Below are 17,427 nucleotides of genomic sequence, written 5' to 3' on the forward strand. Positions count from 1 at the left end.
CTAGTAGAACTTGGACCCCTATTCTTTTATGTTGTCTTAAAGCTTAAGAAAGGTATAAGTTAAAACAAACAACTAAGGGTGAAAACATGGAAATAATAATAAATGTGAACGAATATATCAAGTATGAAAAATTAGAAGATTCTTTATAGCAATTGAAACAATTCTATGCAAATAACTTTTTTTCCTTTGAAATATCAGTATTTCACTTATGTTCTTAAGATGAAACTTGACCTAAGTTGAATGAAAATATTTTAACCATTAGAAGTAATTATATTAAATGAGAAGATTTGAAAGTATACGTGTGATAAACATGTATTAATTCGCATGTTAGTATTGAAAAAGGTTTAACCTGAAAAAATAGAGAATGATAGGTAATGAAAAAAATACGTTTAGGAAGAACTGATTTAGAAGTATCAAGAATTGGTATGGGAGGAATTCCCTTACAACGTCCTTCTGAAGAAAATGCAGTTAAACTAATTAAATTTGCCTTGGATCAAGGCATAAATCTAATTGATACATCCCGACATTATGGCACAAGCGAAGAACGAATTGGAAAAGCATTGAAAGGCCGGAGGGATGAAGTTATTTTAATTACACGACAAAGTTTAATGGACGGAATGACAGCAAAGAAGAACTTGCAACAAAGTTTAGCCACACTTCAAACGGATTACATTGATGTTTGGGAATTTCATAATGTGGGAAAAGAAAAATATGAGAATTTATTAAAACCTGGGAGCGCCTTCGATGTTGCTAAACAAGCGCAAAAGGAAGGCAAAATCAAACATATAGGTATAACGAGTCATTGTTTTGAAACTATGAAGAAAGCTATTATTTCAGAAAACTTTGATGTGGTGTTATTTCCATTCAATTTTGTCAACAATGAAGCAGCAGATTCCCTAATTCCTTTAGCAAAAAAATTAGACATTGGATTTACTTCGATGAAACCTTTTGCTGGAGGTAGATTGCAAAATGCATCTCTTGTTATGAAGTATCTTATGCAATTTGACGATGTAATCCCTGTTCCAGGATTTGAGAAAATCGAGGAAATTGAAGAAGTAGTTAAAATAGTAGAGGGAAACTACAAACTATCAACCGAAGAAATGCATCAAATTGATCTAATGAAAAAAGATCTCGGAAAAAAATTCTGCCAATGGTGTGGCTATTGCATGCCTAGCTGTCCCCAAGATATTTATATTCCAGGAGTAATCAATCTTAAGGTAAGTTACAATTTATGGCCCCAAGGAGACTTTGTAGCTAATTATCAAAAAGAAGTTAATAAAGCAAAAAAATGTATTGAATGTCGAATTTGTGAGAGTAAATGCCCCTATAGCTTAGAAACCGTCAATTTATTAAAGAAAGGGATTGGTTTTTTTGACAGCATAGCCCAACTTTGAAAAAATTTAGGATTGTAAGAATTTTCAGAAAGGGAATTTATTGATTACCTTATATTTTTCACTTTGAAATTTTTTCCACAATCAACCATCTTAGAGAACAAACGAGTAACAGGTCAAAAACCAGCAATTAGAAGAAAAATAAAAATAAAAATTAACAGAAATTTAGATGTGAAAAAAGATAGGAAATAAGCGGAGTGTATGTTTACTCCTTTAATTCCAAATCATCCAGAGCTTTATTACGACGGGTTTGAATTTCTTTAACTTTTTCCGTATTGAGGGAAAATAAGGACGCAAATACAACCCCGATAATTAATGCACAGGCGGGAAAAATCGACATTAAAAGGCGCAAACCCAGTTGTTGTTTCGGAGTCACAGCAACCAAATCCACTTCTTCCCACCCATTATATGAGGTAAACACGATATTGATGCAAATAATGATCAAAATAGTAGCTAAACGGATGAAGACCGCATGAACTCCAAAAAAGGAAGCTTCCCGTCGCTGATGGGTACGCAACTCATCTTCATCAATAACATTGGAAATATTCCGATCAATAAAATAGGGGCCACCTCCAAAACCTATTCCAATAAAAGCCATGGCGATCATAGCACCTACATATTCAGTAATGAAATACAATGGAATTAAGGAAACAGCCCAAAAGATCATACATACGATAAAAGCTTGACGACTACCAATTTTTTTATCCAACCATGACCAAAATAGCACACCGGGGATGGAACATAGAAACACAGTCACTAATAACAAGGTCGTTTCAAACGCATTTTTACTTAAATCGAATTGAATGGAGGCATAGATCGGTAAAACCATCGGTAAAATCCCAAAGACATACCAATTCATGGTGGAAGCCATTACGATTAAAATAAAATCTTTGTTTTTGAACGTATATTTGAACGAATCAAGCAAGGAAAGGGTTTTTTGTTCTTGAAGTTCTTCCAAAGGACGTTCCCGAATTCCAGTTTTGATATGCCCTAACATTGTTACTAAAATGCACACCCCAAAGATTGCCCCGCAAAGAATATACTGGCGACGAGTTATTGCATCTGTCCCTACTAAATCAGTTATTACTATTCCCGGTAAGGCAAAGGCAACTAGTAATCCAACCACCATTAAAATCCGACGAGAGCGCCCCACTTCTTCACGAGCTCGATCCGATCGAAACATTTCAGGATAAAGGGAAGTATGATTCAATGAGTAGGTTGTATAGAATGTGTCAAATAAGATCATACTGATCGCCATATAAATGGCAATAACAGTATCGCTCCCTTCAATAGGTGTAAAAAGAAACACCATCACAAGCGGTAGAGGAATGATCATAGAAATTATCCAAGGTCGTCGCCGCCCACCACCAAATTTCTTCGTACGGGTTCTATCAGAGAGAGCACCAAGAATTGGATCATTAAAAGCATTGAAGATCGACCAGATTATGAAGACAATGGTTACGGTATCAATTGGGAGGCCTATCACAACGGAATAAAAGGTGAAGATTAAAAAGGAAAATCCTTGATAGGCAATTAAATCGGGTATTTCCCCAAGAGAAAACCCAAGATTCAGTTTTAAGGGAACTTCCCGTCCCGACTTGGGTTCAAGAGTATTACTTTGTGAGTCCATAGTATTATTCAACGGTTGACCTAAAAAAGACTTCATTTTCAAGATCTGAAACAAAATACCCCTAAAAAGTGATTATATCATTCTTCTTTAGAGGGAGAAAAATCGAGTTTTAGGATGGCCAGTTCTGATCCCATTCCTGTATCACGGGTTCCTACGAAAATTTTACTTGGAAGAGGGGAATTTTGATCGGGAGAAAAGATAACAGGGAATGGAAATTTATGGTTATGAAGAGGCAAAAATTTTCCAGCAGAATTTTTTTGTTCCATCATCACCACATCATTGAATTCTTTCAGCTCAACATAATATGGAATAGCCATGCTGGAACATTTTGGGCACCCCGGATAAAACCGAGTTGAGATAAATAAAACAGGTTTGAAGAAGTGTGGGAGATGTTGGAGTAAATATTCTTTTATTTTTCCCATCGCAATAAGTTGCATAATTGATGTGAAAAACCCAAGGGAAAAAAAGATAATGACTTTTAAGGTAGGAAAAGTATTTTGGAGAGAAATGTCATTTCATTTTTGTGGAAAAACCATTTCTTGAGATCTCGGTGGTAAAAACTACAGAAAAAAGATTTCCTCCTGTAGAAATATTGAAACGAATGCAACTTAGTTTTAAAAACCATTTCAACATCACAGGAAACATTCATAATTTGGATAATAATCCTTATCTACGATTCGTTTTTAATTCGAGAAGCGACTTTGAATTTTTATATGATCAAGATTATGAGGCTTATGCATTTTTGTATGACCATATTTTAACCAATGAAATGGACTTCAATTTTATAGAAGAAACAGTGAACCGAAATAAACCATCTGAACCGAAGGATGTAGCTGAAAATTATCTCATTTTTCATTACAAATCTAATACAATTGAACCAATGCGTCGTAATTACCGGTTGACTACAAAAATGAATAATTTAATGGGACAAAATATTGCTTATGAAGAAATAGAGACGGGGTTTCTCCGTTTTATCCACAGTAAAGAAGATTTTGAAAGTATGTTGGTAATGACCACCAAGAAGAAAGGATGGGAGGATTATTTTAAATCCAAGCAAATTTCATTGACACACCCTACAATACAGACGTTTTTTGAAATCGTCGATAGATGGGAACAAAAAGTGAGAGAAAAACATGGAGTTTTACAAAATCCATGATTAGAGATTTCAAAAAATTCATAAGGAATCATTAACCAAAATAATTTGAAAAAAAATGGAACAGCGCCTTCTTCATCCCTATGAATCCATGCTGAGTGGTTCTAACATCACACTTGCAGTTCAAATTCAAGGTCAACTTTCCCAAGGGAATCTTCTCCAAGCTCTTCACCAAACTGCTCTAATACATCCCTATTTACAATATGAAATTTGCATTCACCAACCAGATTCACAGCAAAATACAGCAAAACAATTCTTCCAAAAGAAAAAACCTCTTGAATTCAACATTCATTCAGAAACTGCACCAGTTACCCAAGATTCGTGGCAGGAGCGGATACAAAAAGTGAGTAGTTCTCCTCAAACAAATATGAATGCCCTATCTCAGATTCAACTATATTCCGATCCTAATAACAATAACAATGATCTTATCTTGGTGTTTAACCATGCAGGAATTGATGGATTGGGAGTCTTCCATGTTTTAGACATTTTACTCCAATCTTTGGCAAAACCATCCGAAGTTTTAGGTAAAAAACGTGTTTTCCAAGACATCATTAGTCGAATCCCTAATAGTTCTGGAGAAATTCCATATCCTTCCTTACCAAACGATGCTCATCCACCCTTAATGTTTTCTTCAAATTATCCGCCTAACACTCCAGCTCAAATAAAAGGCGTTTGGGCAGAATTTTCAGAGGATGAAACCAATCAATTACGCCAAATTTGCAGAAAAAATGAGAGCACGATTCAAGCGGTGATTACAACGGTTGAAATGATCGCCCTTTTAAAATATCTCAGGCAAATTTCACCCTTACCACAAACCATAATCCATATGGCCCCAATCAATATGCGCCCCTTTGTAGAACCGCCATTAGAACGTGAAGATTGTGTTTGTGGAAGTTCTGCAGTATTATGGTCTCAAAAAATTACATCTACCATGGGATTGTGGGAATGTATACAGGATTCGACAGTCAAACTCAAACAAGAAATAAATCGAAAAGCAGCCTTACGGTGGTGGTATAATATGGCAAAGGGTGAATTTATCAATCCTTCCACATTTATGGCATCCTCAATTGGAAACACTCCAATTAAAAAAACCTATGGAGAATTCACCGTTTCCGCAGTAAAATTAATAGGAGGAGCATATGATAAAGCAATTACAAGTCAAGCAGGATCAATGGTTCATGCATATACGGTATGCAATCACCTCAATATCACTTTAGCATTTACTAATCCCCCTATATCAAAGGATTGGGGTCAAGGAATATTAGATGATATGGTTTTTATCATAAAGAATATGCTGAAAATTTCTGATAAAGACCTTGAGATAGGACAGATCCTCCAACTTTTATCACTGAAATGAACCCTTTTTTAATTTTTGCATCCCTTTTTGCTACAATGCCCTTATATTTTGAATTCTAACAATTAATTATTTTTAAAAAAAAAATGCTCGCTTAAATATTTAAATTCCTAGCACAAAGAAAAGATATGAAACAAAGTGGCTCTGATCAAGACCCAATCATTCCAAGAAAAGTTCTTATTATCCTCGAGTTAGGGGTGATAATTGTGGGATTTCTCTTATTTCTTCGCTTTCATAATCCAGGAGTGATCCTAATTTCAATTGTATTGATGATTATAATTTGGCTATTAGGCAAACGCCCAAAAAAACAACCCTATGAATATTTATTTGATCAAAAACAACAAGAAGGAACCCTCCCATACGTTCCAGATACTCGATTCGATCAGCCTTATACCCCTCACCTCCCCAGCCCAGAAAAGGCAATGATACTTCCCTTTACGACAGAGGGGACCAAAACACGAATATACAAAAATTTCCAAGAAGCGGCTGAATATAATACAGGTTGGTTAAATGCTGAAACCCAAACCTTAAATTTGGATACCGAGGATGAAGTTATATTAAGTCATTGGACCCCACTACAAGTGTTACTAAAGAAATCCTTTGGAGATTCCCTGAAATCATTTATCATGCTTTGTTTTTATTTCAGTATTTACGCGGTTATTTCCTATTTTGTCACAATGAGAAGTGGAGATGCGAAAGCAGCTCGAGATGCTGCCATGCAAGCTTTGTTCTTCCCATTATTTCCCTATATTTTGATCTCTTATCGAAGTTTGGATAAGTATATCAAAGCTTTGGGTACGGCGTTCTTCTTAATGGTTGCAGTATTCATCCCCTTATCAGCAAATGGATTTATTTCGGGAGAAGGAATTCCCTTTTTAAAATACTTCTTATTTATCGATAAATATTTTGAAGGTCTCTCAGGTTTATTGGCCCAAGCAACAGGCACAGAAACATACATCCAATTTACGAACCGAATGTTAATAATTGTTTTTGCTTTTGAATTCATTCTTATGATTGTGTATGCGTTTATTAAGACACGTCCCTACATCCATACAGTAATTTCAAAAAAAGCCATTTTTATTCGTGCTAAAACGAAGAAATCGGTCTTTGAGATAATCAAACTGGTTTTTTGGATCATATTCAACCCTTTTAACATCAAACAATATAAAGATATTCGAGATCGGGTGAAATATAATCGCATGACTGCTTTGGAAGGACATCATCATGATTTTAGCCGGGTCCCCTATGATTCCATTGAAAAATTGAAAATTCATAAACACAACATAAGAGGCACAGTCTTTTTGCTTATTTTAATGATGGGAGTTGGAATTTTAACACTCAAATTTTTTATCGGTTTTGGCCTCATTGGAATTGCGATCGTTCTGCTACTTCGAACTATGCGTTTTAATAACACCTATCGAATCACCTTAGATGTAAAACGATCAAAAGTGGAAGGATCCTGGATATTAAGCCATCAATCGGATATTTTTGAATTTGACAGGGTACCGGAATCTATCACGCAGTATTTCCGTCAAATATAGCCCAATTAAGATTTTTTCTTATTTTTTTCTATTTTTAGCCCGTAAAATCTTTTTAAGAGAGTTTGTTTATTGAGCTTATGGAAAAAGTGAATCTGACTCAAAAATTCGATCTTTTTTCGGAGTATTTTAATCCTAAAATTGTGGGTGAATTAAACAATCAAGCCGTAAAATTGGTCAAATTCAAAGGCCCTTTTGTATGGCATCATCATGAAGCAGAAGACGAACTATTTCTGGTAATTAAAGGAGAAATGAGCATAGAATTTCGGGAAAAGACGATATTCTTACATGAAGGAGAATTTTTAGTGGTGCCCCATGGCATTGAACATCGCCCCAACGCCACTGAAGAAGTTCATGTCTTAGTATTCGAACCCCTATCAACAATTAATACCGGAAATAAACAAAACAACTTCACAGTGCAATGCGAAAGAATTTAGCCCTGTGTAAAAAACAAATTTTAATGATGTAGATAAAAAATAAGCCTTTTTTGCCTTTTTTATCACCCAAGACAACAAAAACCTTACCAAAATCAATTTTTCACAATGTTGAATAATTCATAAAAGAAGAACCAGGATTTTTTTCTGTAACCATGCGATCCTTGAAATATGAAGCTAACTTTTCTTCCCACTCGGGAGAATAATAGTATCGACCCCATAATCTTTGTTTAGCTCCGGTTGATAGCGATAAAAACCAATCAAAGGTCTGCCGCAGACCATCTATTAACCGATAGCGCGGTTTGAACCCAAGTTCTGTAATTGCCTTGATATTAGAGAAAGTCATGGATATGGGATATTCATACGGCCATAATCGCCTTTCTAAGGACCAATTTAAAGATAACACATCATTAGATGTGAAGAAAGTATATTTGAACGGGATTTTGCACCACCAGCTCACAAGACGCGCAAGCTGAAGACTAGTTATAAATTCTCCTGTCGTGGCATTATATATTTGGCCAATAGAACTCGAGGATTGAGCCGCTAATAAACAGAGATCTGCCATATCTTCAGCATGTATCATATCCAAATAAAGGGATTCGGGTGAAAGTAAATATAGCGGTAGCTGGGAAAGAATACGATGAAAAAAATATGCTTCTTTAAAGGAATAATTATCTGGCCCATAAATATATGTTGGTCGTAAAATGACTACAGGAAATCCAAATTCGTGATAAGCTTTGAGCAAATCTCGTTCACACATCCGCTTTCCTAAGGGATAGGAAGGTTCTGTGTTATTAATCGGTCCAACAGGATCTGTTTCATAAATAGGGTGAGTTATATAACGCTCAATGTGGTTCAAATCATAAACATCGACTGTACTCACATGAATGAACTTTTTTATTCGCCCTTTTAACATACCAAGGAGTTGCTTACTTTCGGTCCCCTTCCAAGCAATAAAATCGAACACCCAATCAAATTCCTTATCGATTAATACTTGCTGTAAAGCATCCACATGATTGCGATCTAGTTTATGGTGGATCACACCAGAAGGATAAATAAAAGGTTGATTCCCGCGATTGATGACCGTAATAGCATGGCCTGCCGCGTGCAATTTGAGCAGTAATTGTTTCCCACTAAAACGAGATCCCCCAATGATTAAAACTTGCATGAGGAAATTAAGGATCGAAAACGTTAAAGATTTCCTTTAGCAAAGAAAAATGACAAAGTAAAATTTTAAATTCGTTTGGCATAGAGCATATAAACACCCATACGACTCCCGAGATCATCTTCCACGAGATACACTGAAAATCCTTTAGAAGTCAAGAATGACTGCATTTCATGATGAAGATTTTTACATCCAACAATATGCGTATGCACTTCCATTGAGATTTGTCGAATTAAGGGCCAATGATCTTCTTGAATTCCCGCGATCACTTCTCGCTCAGCATTTTCTGCGTCAATTTTCAGAAGATCAATCCGTTTAATATCATGTTCTTCTATAAAGGAAGAAAGAGTTCGTACATGGCATCGAATTTTTTCACTTTGATATAATTTTTTGAGACTTCGATTAACAACCCATTTTCGTAAGAATTTCGGAACAATACGGGCCAAGGGATTCGTTTTTACCACCACATCATTATAATTTTCTAAATATTTTTTTAATTTAAAGTCCCAATCCACGGGATGGGCTGTAGAATCAGCACACACTTTAGGAAAGTAATAAAATTCAATATCTTTCTCTTCATTGGAAAGACCAACATTAAAAAGGTGGGTAAAATTAGAATCTGATGTGATATTTGCAGATAACACTTTAAAAATCACAGGTACAGGTTCAAATATATAAATATCTAGATTTTTAGCGCAATTTTGGACAAACCGGGAGAATAAACCAATATTCCCACCAACATCAAAAATGATATCACCATCTGAGATTGAAATTTCATGCTGCAAATATTGTTTTTCAACATAAATCTCATTATAAACATACAAAGCGGTTAATTTATCTATATAATATAAGGATTCTCCATTAGGTAGGATTAAGTTGTTCATTTCTTTTAACCTAAGATTTCCTTGATTTTTCAAAATATAAAGCTATCGATTGAAATTCACTGAAGAGGGGTTATATCAGATTTTTTACTAGGAACCACCATGCGATTTGACTTTCTGCGGTTGCATGCTAAGCAAAGTATTTGAATATTATCCACAGTACTTGTTCCACCTCGAGAATAGGGAATAATATGATCATATTCAATATTTTCTGATGCCCCACAAACTACGCATCGACCTTGATCCCGCTTCCACACACATAGACGAACATAAGCAGGAATATCCCGCCCAGTAGAAATATATTCCTTTTGAGATGTCGATTTTGCAAACTTTAGAGCCAAGTGATAAGCTTTTTGTGAAGATATTTTTTGTAAATGAGTTTTTTTCCGTTTCGAAACCCGATAGTAGGTTTTTGAAATGTTCCGATGATGCTGACCACGAAATTCAACGATTGAACCTACTAAAGCTGAAAATTCAAATGAAATCCAGTAGGTTTTATGTTTCGCATCCCAGAGACGAGGTGAATGTTTAATGAAGAAACGTTTGTAAGTTCGAAGCCATGGATCATATACCAAAAATGCTGCATAAGCATGTTTATTTTGCTTGGGTTGATAGTGTCGATCCGTTTCCAATGAACATACAACCATCGTAATTCCAGATGAACGATGAAAATTTTGAATCCAATTGCGTAACCCCATCTTTTCTCATATCACCTAGAATTCATTCTATCCATGATTAGATGTTCCGAAAGGTCAATAATTGAACATCAAAAAATTGAAATATTAACCTATACAGTTCTGTGATTTTTTAAAATAATTAAATTAATGAAAAAAAGATTTCCCCATGAATTTTACCTATTTCACAGGTAATTTAATTGTGGAACTTATTAACCATAATATAATTCCAAATAAATAACCCCATTCCCAAAAAGGCACAATATTTCCAGAAATTTTTGATTGAATAACAAATATTAGGAAACTCATATTAAAAATGAAATAAATTGCCACTGTAATTACAATTTTCAAGATAGAAGACACTGGTAGTTTTTGAGTTGATAATTTCTGTTGCTTGTAAATTCGAAAACCTTTGATTATCAATATCAAGTTGATATTTGCCATGAAGAAAATTCCGCCAAATGTAATTCCAGCAAATGTAAAATGGGGTACTTTGAAATCTTTGGGGAAAATTCCAATTAAACTCAAGGAGATGGAGGAAATAACACCAAATAATGTCGAAATGCCTGAAAGTAAGTAGGAGATGGACTTCATTATTCGAAACAAGTGAATAAAATGGGGTATCATAGAAATTCCAATGATAATCACTCCTATATTCCATAATTTATGTCCTCGAGGATTTAAAAGAATTGAACCTTGATCGCTGATAGTATTTGTAAAAATAGAATAATTTTCTGGAAAGCGTATTTGTGCAAAAGCACATATAACAATCAAAACCCCAATAAGCCCATAAATATACAACCGATGAATTATGGGTTGGGATTCAAATTTGTGAAAAATTTGGTTCCGTGAAAGAAATTCTGCCGATCGAGTATATTCAAAATTCTCTATTTTAATCTCCTCTTTTTAGAAAATAATTTAAATTTAAATATATAATACAAAAGAAAGTATTACCATATAAATTTACAGTGATCCAGTCTTTAGCATCAAACAAATCTATTTAATCAAACGAATATTGCTTTCATTTAAAGAATCGTTTTATCAAATAAGAAATTTAAAAACTTTAAGGCTGGAAAAATCAACTTAACTTGAACAAAACAAATGAAATATGAACTAACAAAAGCTCCTGTCTTTGGTCGTTATAATGACATACAGTTAGAAGAACTTGATTTCAACTTAATGGTAGAACTTGAAAAAGAATTAGGTAAACCAATTCCCCCCAAGAAGAAACTCGATTGGAATCTCTACGGATATGTTCATCAAAATAGAAAAATCGAGGAACTGGGCTTATATTTAAAAAAAATTATGCTATTGAATGAAAAAATAGGTTTGTTGAAAGAGTTAAAATCCTTATGGTTAGAGGAAAACGATATTGAATTGATCCCACCATCTTTTGAAAACCTTCGAAAATTACGGAATTTATCGTTTAACATGAATAATTTATCAGAATTACCAACTTATTTTCAAAATTTCATAGAATTGGAATCCCTAGAAATTAATCATAACCATCTTTCAACCCTCCCAGACATATTTTCGGGCATGAAAAAATTAGTAAAGTTGGACATAAGCCACAATCAATTGGAGACACTCCCAGATTCAGTAGTAAATTTAAAAGGATTAAAGGAATTTCGACTCAATAACAATATCATCTCTCACCTTCCGGAAGATATTGAACAATTAGAACAACTACAAAAACTTTTTTTGTCATCAAATCGTTTGACAACACTTCCTTCATCAATCATTCAACTAGCTCATTTGGAAAAATTATATATAGATAAAAATCCAAACTTGCAAGTAACAACGGAACAGTTAGAATGGCTTTCGGAAGTTGAAGGAAATGGTTGTTTTATTCGATCAGACTTTGAGAGATTAGAACCGAAGCGCTCTATTCAAGTTTTAAAGCCTCATAAAGATTCAGGAATTAAAATGAAAGAAATTAAAAAGAAGCGAACATGGCTTCAAAAACTCCTGAAGAAGAAGAAATAGTTTTTTCAGGAATTATAGATCTTTTTTAAGATTTCTCATCATTAAATTTTATGGTGATAAGTTCAAGTGCAAGATTTCCTAAGCATCCGGATGCATTGAATCAAAAACTTATTAATACGATTATCAAAGTTCCATTTTACAATTGCTTTTCTCTTATATTTGTAAGTTTTTTACTTCCACTCACGGCCACCCAAATATTTCACGCAACTGGTATCCAAATTGGTTGGATTATTGCTTCACAACTCATTGGATCAGTTGTGATGAATATCAGTCTTATGATGGTACCAAGAAATTGGCAAAAAAAAAACATGATCATTGCTGGTTCCTGGGGAAAAGCAATTTCCTTATTATCCTTATTTATCGCAATAGTTACTCAATCATTTTTCCTTTTAATTTTGAGTCAAGTTTTTTCTGGTTGTTTTGTGACCTTAATACGCACTCCGACGGATTTATTGCTAACTGAGAATAGTTCTATAGCAACACGTACCAGAATTTTTGGAAGGAGAATGAAATATAGTGGCTACGGCTGTCTAGTTGGAACTGGAATTGCTTTTTCTATGTATACACTATTCCAACTTACAGTTGATTCAAATATACTCATTTTTTCTCCCTTAGTCCTTTTTTGTTTTATTTCTTTTTGGGCAGGTTTGGAATTTTGTTTTCAATTTAATGGACTCCAGAGCCGTAATTCTTCGCAAAATTTAGAGTTAGCCGATTTCGGAGAATCAAACGACACCGAGATAAATGAAAAAAAAAAAGGAACGACATCTCGTTATAAACTTGGTTTTGGAGTTTTGGCAGTTACGTTTATTTTTCTTGGATTGAATCAAACGATTTCAAAATCATTTATTCAAATGTTGATTTTAAACCAAATTACCACCAATGAATCAATCATTTTTCTCATATACATTCCGTCTCAAATTATTTCGCTTATTTTAGCACCTTATTTGGCAGATTTATCAGTGAAAATAAGTCCCTACTTATTAATTTCTGTTTTATGCATCTCTGGATGTGTTTTTACATTGTTATTACTTCAAATTACCTCAAGTATAATTTTTACGCTAATTCTAACTACTGATGCTGCCATCGCTTATGCAGGATCAATTATCTTAAAGAATTATATTTCGAAAGCACCAGAAACGGAAAAATTAGGCAAATTATTTTCATTAATAAATTTAGCAAGTATTATTGGGATGATTTCGGGTCCAATTATAGGAGGTTGGTTGTGGGACACCCAAGATATTCAGACACCCTTCATTTATTCGGTAATAATTGAAGGGATATTGATACTCCCTTACTTATTTGCAATCAAATTGATAAATTTACAATCGCCAGGAGTGAAATAAATTTCTTCAAAAAGAATAAAACTGCCAGAAGTTTTGGAAGAAGTTTGGATCATGACCAGTGATGGAATCCCTCTTTATCACACAAATAAAAATTCTAAAATTTGCAACGAATTGTTCACAGGTTTCATTTCAGCCATTACCTCTTTTGCTTCAGAGATATTTGTTGAGAAATGCCAATGCATCCAAATGAAATCTTTCAAATTTACCATTTTATATCATTCGGATCCCAATTTGATTTTCATTTGTCGATCTGATGCTCATGTTTCAGAAATCAAGGTAAAATTTTACCTAAATATCCTAAAAAGGAAATTTTTAGCTGATCATCAGTTTGATTTGGAAAATTTCAAAGGGAAAATGGAGCAATTTAATCATCTCGATTTTTGAAGAATGTGTGAGGGAATATTTTTTACAAACTTCGTCCAATCAAAATTGATGATTAAATTTACCAGAAAACAAATAATGACTTTCACAGCGGGTCCTTTTGGATTTTTATTGGGAATGGTCCCATTTCTAATAGGATTTTTAACTGGATCTGGAATTGAATTTGATAAAGCAAGAGCCACCAATGAATTTGCCCGAGCACTTCAGGAGAAACATCAATTGTATTTTTGGATAACATTTTCTCTATTTCTTATCATTGTAGGTTTGTTTTTGTTTCATTATATCTATAATGTGAAAAAGAACAAATTTAATCCAGAATCAAAAACTAATCAATTTTTTTCCTATATTCGAATAATCACAGCAATTTGTACAGGATATTTAGTCTATGAATTGGTAATCTACCTTCTTATTAATGAGATTTACTACCATGGAGCATTTTTGACAATTCCATACTTAATTGGTCTTGGAATTACGCTAGGTGCATGTATACTTGTTTTCACTGACACGAAATTTATGGCATTTCTCTATCAGAGCGTATTAAAACAAAAAAAGCAAAATATCTTATATTCGATAAACAAATCACTCAATTATGCAAAATTGGGCAAAAATTGTATCGTTTTAATTCTAGGGTTAATTTTTATGATCCCTTCCATTTTTCCAATGGTTGGAATTACTCCAAATCCAGATGTACAACCTGAATCAGGATATGGATCCACAGATCGTCCTTATTCTGTTTCGAAAATCCGCATTGAAAATAAACTCCCTGCTGATATCGCATCCTATGTGTATCCCGATAATGAGAATTCCAGCTGGTATAGTTATATATATTTGCCAAATTTAGCGGAAAAATCCTTGGATGTAGAATCTCAAATCCCTTTGGCGTTTTTCTTGCACGGTTATGGAGGATCGTATCATATGGAGTATGATGCAACTCTCCGCACCCTCGCTTCACGAGGAGTAGCAGTGATTTTTGTGCAATATGCAACGGACCTTAACGTTGAAGTAATCTTAGATAATTTAGAAAATGCATCAACCACCAATAGTGCCGATTATTATGTGCGTTATAACATGACTTGGAATGGAATCGAAAATTCTGTAGATGCTCTAGTAGGTAATAATACTTTGATCGATCAAGAAGACTTGACCGCGATATTGGGAGAGTCGTACCAGATTGATTTATCTCGCATAATGATTATGGGCCATAGCTATGGGGGCGGCATGACATTATTTATTGGACCACAAGTGATTAAACAAGGGTGGGCCACAAAGCAACTCATCATTGACTTAGAAGCCCCCTGGTTTGCCAGTAAATGGACAACTCATGATATTGGACTCTCAAATTTGCCTAATTATACAATTGTGAATGTCGTCGGATATGAAGATGATGCAACCGCTAGCCCATGCATAGGTATGAGCCATTTTGAACGTTTTTATTCTCGAGATGATTCAGATCCTCTAAATTCCAGCCAAGTATCGTACCTTTATATCCAATCTGATCGTTATGGATTTCCACGACAGATTGCCACCCATTATCTCCCCACAGATGCTTTAATCAACACATTGGCACATTTTGGATATTTTCGTCGGTTGGATGCTATGGCAGGATTTTTAACAGCCGATGCATATAATCAAACTTCAGTCGCTATAGAAGCTTTAACTTACTTCACAAATGGAGGCACTCATGTGACTTGGATGGGAGATTGGAGCGATGGTACCCCAATAAAGCCCATTTTGTATTCGATTGATCCCTATGGAAAAAGAGGAGGTACAAACATCGCCGTCTTAGTATTGGATCCTGACCATGAAGAATGTCAGGGGTAATTTTTTTTTTCTAATTCTTACTTCAATTTATTTTTGCACATACTTTTTTACCAATAATGCTGGAAATACGCTGAGACAAGGCATGAGGCGCTATCAAAGCGCTTAACATTGGAAATTTGCTTTTTTAACAACTCTCCATATTGTTCTTCAAAGGACTCTAAAAATTCTTGCATCTTCCTCCGAATTTTTTTAATATCACTTAAAGCAATAGCCACCACTAAAACATCCCGTCCATCCTCAACTAAAATAGTGAAATCTTCCTGTTTCAAGACTTTCAAGGGCATTTTATTTTGAGCCACTTCTTTCATGATGGAATTAACTGCCACGATTGCCCCTCCTAATAAATCTTGGCGATTTTCCGTATCCTTAGTATCGTTTTCTGTGAAATCTTGAGTAAAAATAGTTATTCCAGATTTATACATAATGCTAATGTACTGAAGTGCTCCTTTCCATTCCAACTCACCTTTCGTTGGAAGTGTTTCATTAACTTGGGAAATCAAGATGGCAGCAATTAAAAACAAGAACAATAGAATTATAATAAAATGGGCGGGTTCAGAAGCCATTTTAGGATGTAATAATTCTCCAACTCCAACGGCGAGAAGCATTCCAATACCCATAAGAATATATGCAATCGACATACTATCTCGGATAAACTTCTTTAAAGAAATTTCAATGAGTAATAGAGAATTACTGGTCAAAAACATCGTGATTCCCACCCCCAATATAATCGGAAAGATTGTATAGAGAAATGCCGGATTCGAAGTAAAATATAGTAAAATAAATGCAAAGGCTTGCATCCCCAATCCAAGAAGCATAACAATCCGTCTGCCGATTGTATCTAACAATATTCCATTTGGTATGGATGAAAGTAAAACGGTAACAAATAAAATAAGCATAAATTGAGGATATTTATGAGAAAATTGGCGTGATTCAAGCAACAAAAAAGAAAAATAGAAAGGTAAAGTTAAGAAAAATCCCCAAAATATAGCAATCAATATCCGCATTATAGATCCTTCTGCTTGAAAGTAAATTCCAAAATTAACCCGAGATTGAAATGAAGAAGTGGATTGAGTCCGTCCTTTAAGAACCAAAAAAATGGTAACAAATCCTAAAATAGCAAGAATCAACACGTTCATCCAGTACAATTCGAGTAGGATAAATATATTAAATGCGATGATGAAGAAATTTATTGTTAAATAGCCCAAAGCATTGGCTCGTCCATTGTATTTTGGATCTGGGAAAGCCACTATCAATTGAGAGAACATCAATCCTGCAAAGGCACTTCCACAAAAACCAGAACCAAATAAAGCCAATTCCAATAGTATTGGGGATTCCACCAGTTGTAAAAGGGAAACAAAAATAATATCAAAGATCACTAATAGGATATAACTCATAAAGAAATTTAATTTTGAGACCACCAACAATGCAAAAATTCCTCCAATCACACATCCCATATATGCAAATAATACATAATGAAGGGGAAGACCCGCTCGGAAGCAGGCAAAATACTCAAAGACAAAATGGCTTGCCCAAAGCAAAGCTGCTACGATATTTGCTCCAAAAATAGAAGCCCATTGGCTTTTTGAAAATACTTTGATTGGTGGGATAATATCCATTACATTAAATTTAGGTAATTTCCTATAAAATTGCTATGGTTCCACAAATAATTTAGT

16 protein-coding genes are annotated in these 17,427 nt (G+C 34.4%); 9 read left to right on the top strand and 7 right to left on the bottom strand.

What is annotated here, in order from left to right; all coding sequences use genetic code 11:
- Nucleotides 1-374 precede the first annotated feature (374 nt).
- Complete coding sequence (locus NEF87_RS06240) at nucleotides 375-1,394, top strand: aldo/keto reductase (RefSeq protein WP_457919113.1); 1,020 nt, start codon at nucleotides 375-377, stop codon at nucleotides 1,392-1,394.
- Nucleotides 1,395-1,596: 202 nt separating this feature from the next.
- Here NEF87_RS06240 and NEF87_RS06245 read toward each other — a convergent pair whose 3' ends face one another.
- Both NEF87_RS06245 and NEF87_RS06250 read right to left on the bottom strand, forming a co-directional pair.
- Nucleotides 1,597-3,021: an MFS transporter gene (locus NEF87_RS06245; protein ID WP_457919114.1), complete on the bottom strand. Its 1,425-nt coding sequence runs from the start codon at nucleotides 3,019-3,021 to the stop codon at nucleotides 1,597-1,599.
- Between the two features lie 77 nt (nucleotides 3,022-3,098).
- Nucleotides 3,099-3,458: a hypothetical protein gene (locus NEF87_RS06250; RefSeq protein ID WP_457919115.1), complete on the bottom strand. Its 360-nt coding sequence runs from the start codon at nucleotides 3,456-3,458 to the stop codon at nucleotides 3,099-3,101.
- 113 nt (nucleotides 3,459-3,571) lie between these two features.
- Between NEF87_RS06250 and NEF87_RS06255 the strand changes: the two genes are divergently transcribed.
- The 4 genes from NEF87_RS06255 to NEF87_RS06270 all read left to right on the top strand — a co-directional run bounded on the left by NEF87_RS06255 (nucleotide 3,572) and on the right by NEF87_RS06270 (nucleotide 7,503).
- A complete protein-coding gene (locus tag NEF87_RS06255) occupies nucleotides 3,572-4,177 on the top strand; it encodes a hypothetical protein (RefSeq protein WP_457919116.1) in 606 nt (201 codons plus the stop codon).
- 55 nt (nucleotides 4,178-4,232) lie between these two features.
- Nucleotides 4,233-5,531 (top strand): hypothetical protein, encoded by a 1,299-nt coding sequence (locus NEF87_RS06260; RefSeq protein WP_457919117.1) that lies wholly within the window; start codon nucleotides 4,233-4,235, stop codon nucleotides 5,529-5,531.
- A 125-nt stretch (nucleotides 5,532-5,656) separates the two neighbouring features.
- Nucleotides 5,657-7,069 carry a hypothetical protein gene (locus tag NEF87_RS06265; protein WP_457919118.1) on the top strand — a complete coding sequence of 471 codons (1,413 nt, stop codon included), beginning with the start codon at nucleotides 5,657-5,659 and terminating at the stop codon, nucleotides 7,067-7,069.
- A 77-nt stretch (nucleotides 7,070-7,146) separates the two neighbouring features.
- Nucleotides 7,147-7,503 carry a cupin domain-containing protein gene (locus NEF87_RS06270; RefSeq protein WP_457919119.1) on the top strand — a complete coding sequence of 119 codons (357 nt, stop codon included), beginning with the start codon at nucleotides 7,147-7,149 and terminating at the stop codon, nucleotides 7,501-7,503.
- Nucleotides 7,504-7,603: 100 nt separating this feature from the next.
- On the opposite strand, the gene NEF87_RS06275 is transcribed toward NEF87_RS06270, so the two are convergent.
- From NEF87_RS06275 to NEF87_RS06290, 4 genes are all read right to left on the bottom strand, one after another.
- Nucleotides 7,604-8,668: an NAD-dependent epimerase/dehydratase family protein gene (locus tag NEF87_RS06275; RefSeq protein ID WP_457919120.1), complete on the bottom strand. Its 1,065-nt coding sequence runs from the start codon at nucleotides 8,666-8,668 to the stop codon at nucleotides 7,604-7,606.
- A 65-nt stretch (nucleotides 8,669-8,733) separates the two neighbouring features.
- Entirely contained in the window at nucleotides 8,734-9,549 is an 816-nt protein-coding gene (locus tag NEF87_RS06280; RefSeq protein WP_457919121.1) for an FkbM family methyltransferase, read from the bottom strand.
- 56 nt (nucleotides 9,550-9,605) lie between these two features.
- Complete coding sequence (locus tag NEF87_RS06285; protein WP_371805572.1) at nucleotides 9,606-10,244, bottom strand: HNH endonuclease; 639 nt, start codon at nucleotides 10,242-10,244, stop codon at nucleotides 9,606-9,608.
- 156 nt (nucleotides 10,245-10,400) lie between these two features.
- Nucleotides 10,401-10,994 carry a DUF998 domain-containing protein gene (locus tag NEF87_RS06290; protein WP_371805573.1) on the bottom strand — a complete coding sequence of 198 codons (594 nt, stop codon included), beginning with the start codon at nucleotides 10,992-10,994 and terminating at the stop codon, nucleotides 10,401-10,403.
- Nucleotides 10,995-11,321: 327 nt separating this feature from the next.
- On the opposite strand from NEF87_RS06290, the gene NEF87_RS06295 reads away from it, so the two are divergent.
- The 4 genes from NEF87_RS06295 to NEF87_RS06310 are packed head-to-tail and all read left to right on the top strand — an operon-like array spanning nucleotide 11,322 to nucleotide 15,754.
- Nucleotides 11,322-12,206: a leucine-rich repeat domain-containing protein gene (locus NEF87_RS06295; RefSeq protein ID WP_457919122.1), complete on the top strand. Its 885-nt coding sequence runs from the start codon at nucleotides 11,322-11,324 to the stop codon at nucleotides 12,204-12,206.
- Nucleotides 12,207-12,256: 50 nt separating this feature from the next.
- Complete coding sequence (locus NEF87_RS06300) at nucleotides 12,257-13,552, top strand: MFS transporter (RefSeq protein WP_457919123.1); 1,296 nt, start codon at nucleotides 12,257-12,259, stop codon at nucleotides 13,550-13,552.
- A gap of 51 nt (nucleotides 13,553-13,603) precedes the next feature.
- A complete protein-coding gene (locus NEF87_RS06305) occupies nucleotides 13,604-13,936 on the top strand; it encodes a hypothetical protein (protein WP_457919124.1) in 333 nt (110 codons plus the stop codon).
- Nucleotides 13,937-13,984: 48 nt separating this feature from the next.
- Nucleotides 13,985-15,754 (top strand): alpha/beta hydrolase family protein, encoded by a 1,770-nt coding sequence (locus NEF87_RS06310; protein ID WP_457919125.1) that lies wholly within the window; start codon nucleotides 13,985-13,987, stop codon nucleotides 15,752-15,754.
- Nucleotides 15,755-15,801: 47 nt separating this feature from the next.
- Here the strand turns inward: NEF87_RS06310 and NEF87_RS06315 are convergent, their stop codons facing one another.
- A complete protein-coding gene (locus NEF87_RS06315) occupies nucleotides 15,802-17,370 on the bottom strand; it encodes an MFS transporter (RefSeq protein ID WP_371805578.1) in 1,569 nt (522 codons plus the stop codon).
- Between the last annotated feature and the right edge of the window lie 57 nt (nucleotides 17,371-17,427).

Source organism: Candidatus Lokiarchaeum ossiferum (assembly GCA_025839675.1).
In the GTDB taxonomy this organism is placed as follows: Archaea; Asgardarchaeota; Lokiarchaeia; order Sigyniarchaeales; family Promethearchaeaceae; genus Lokiarchaeum; species Lokiarchaeum ossiferum.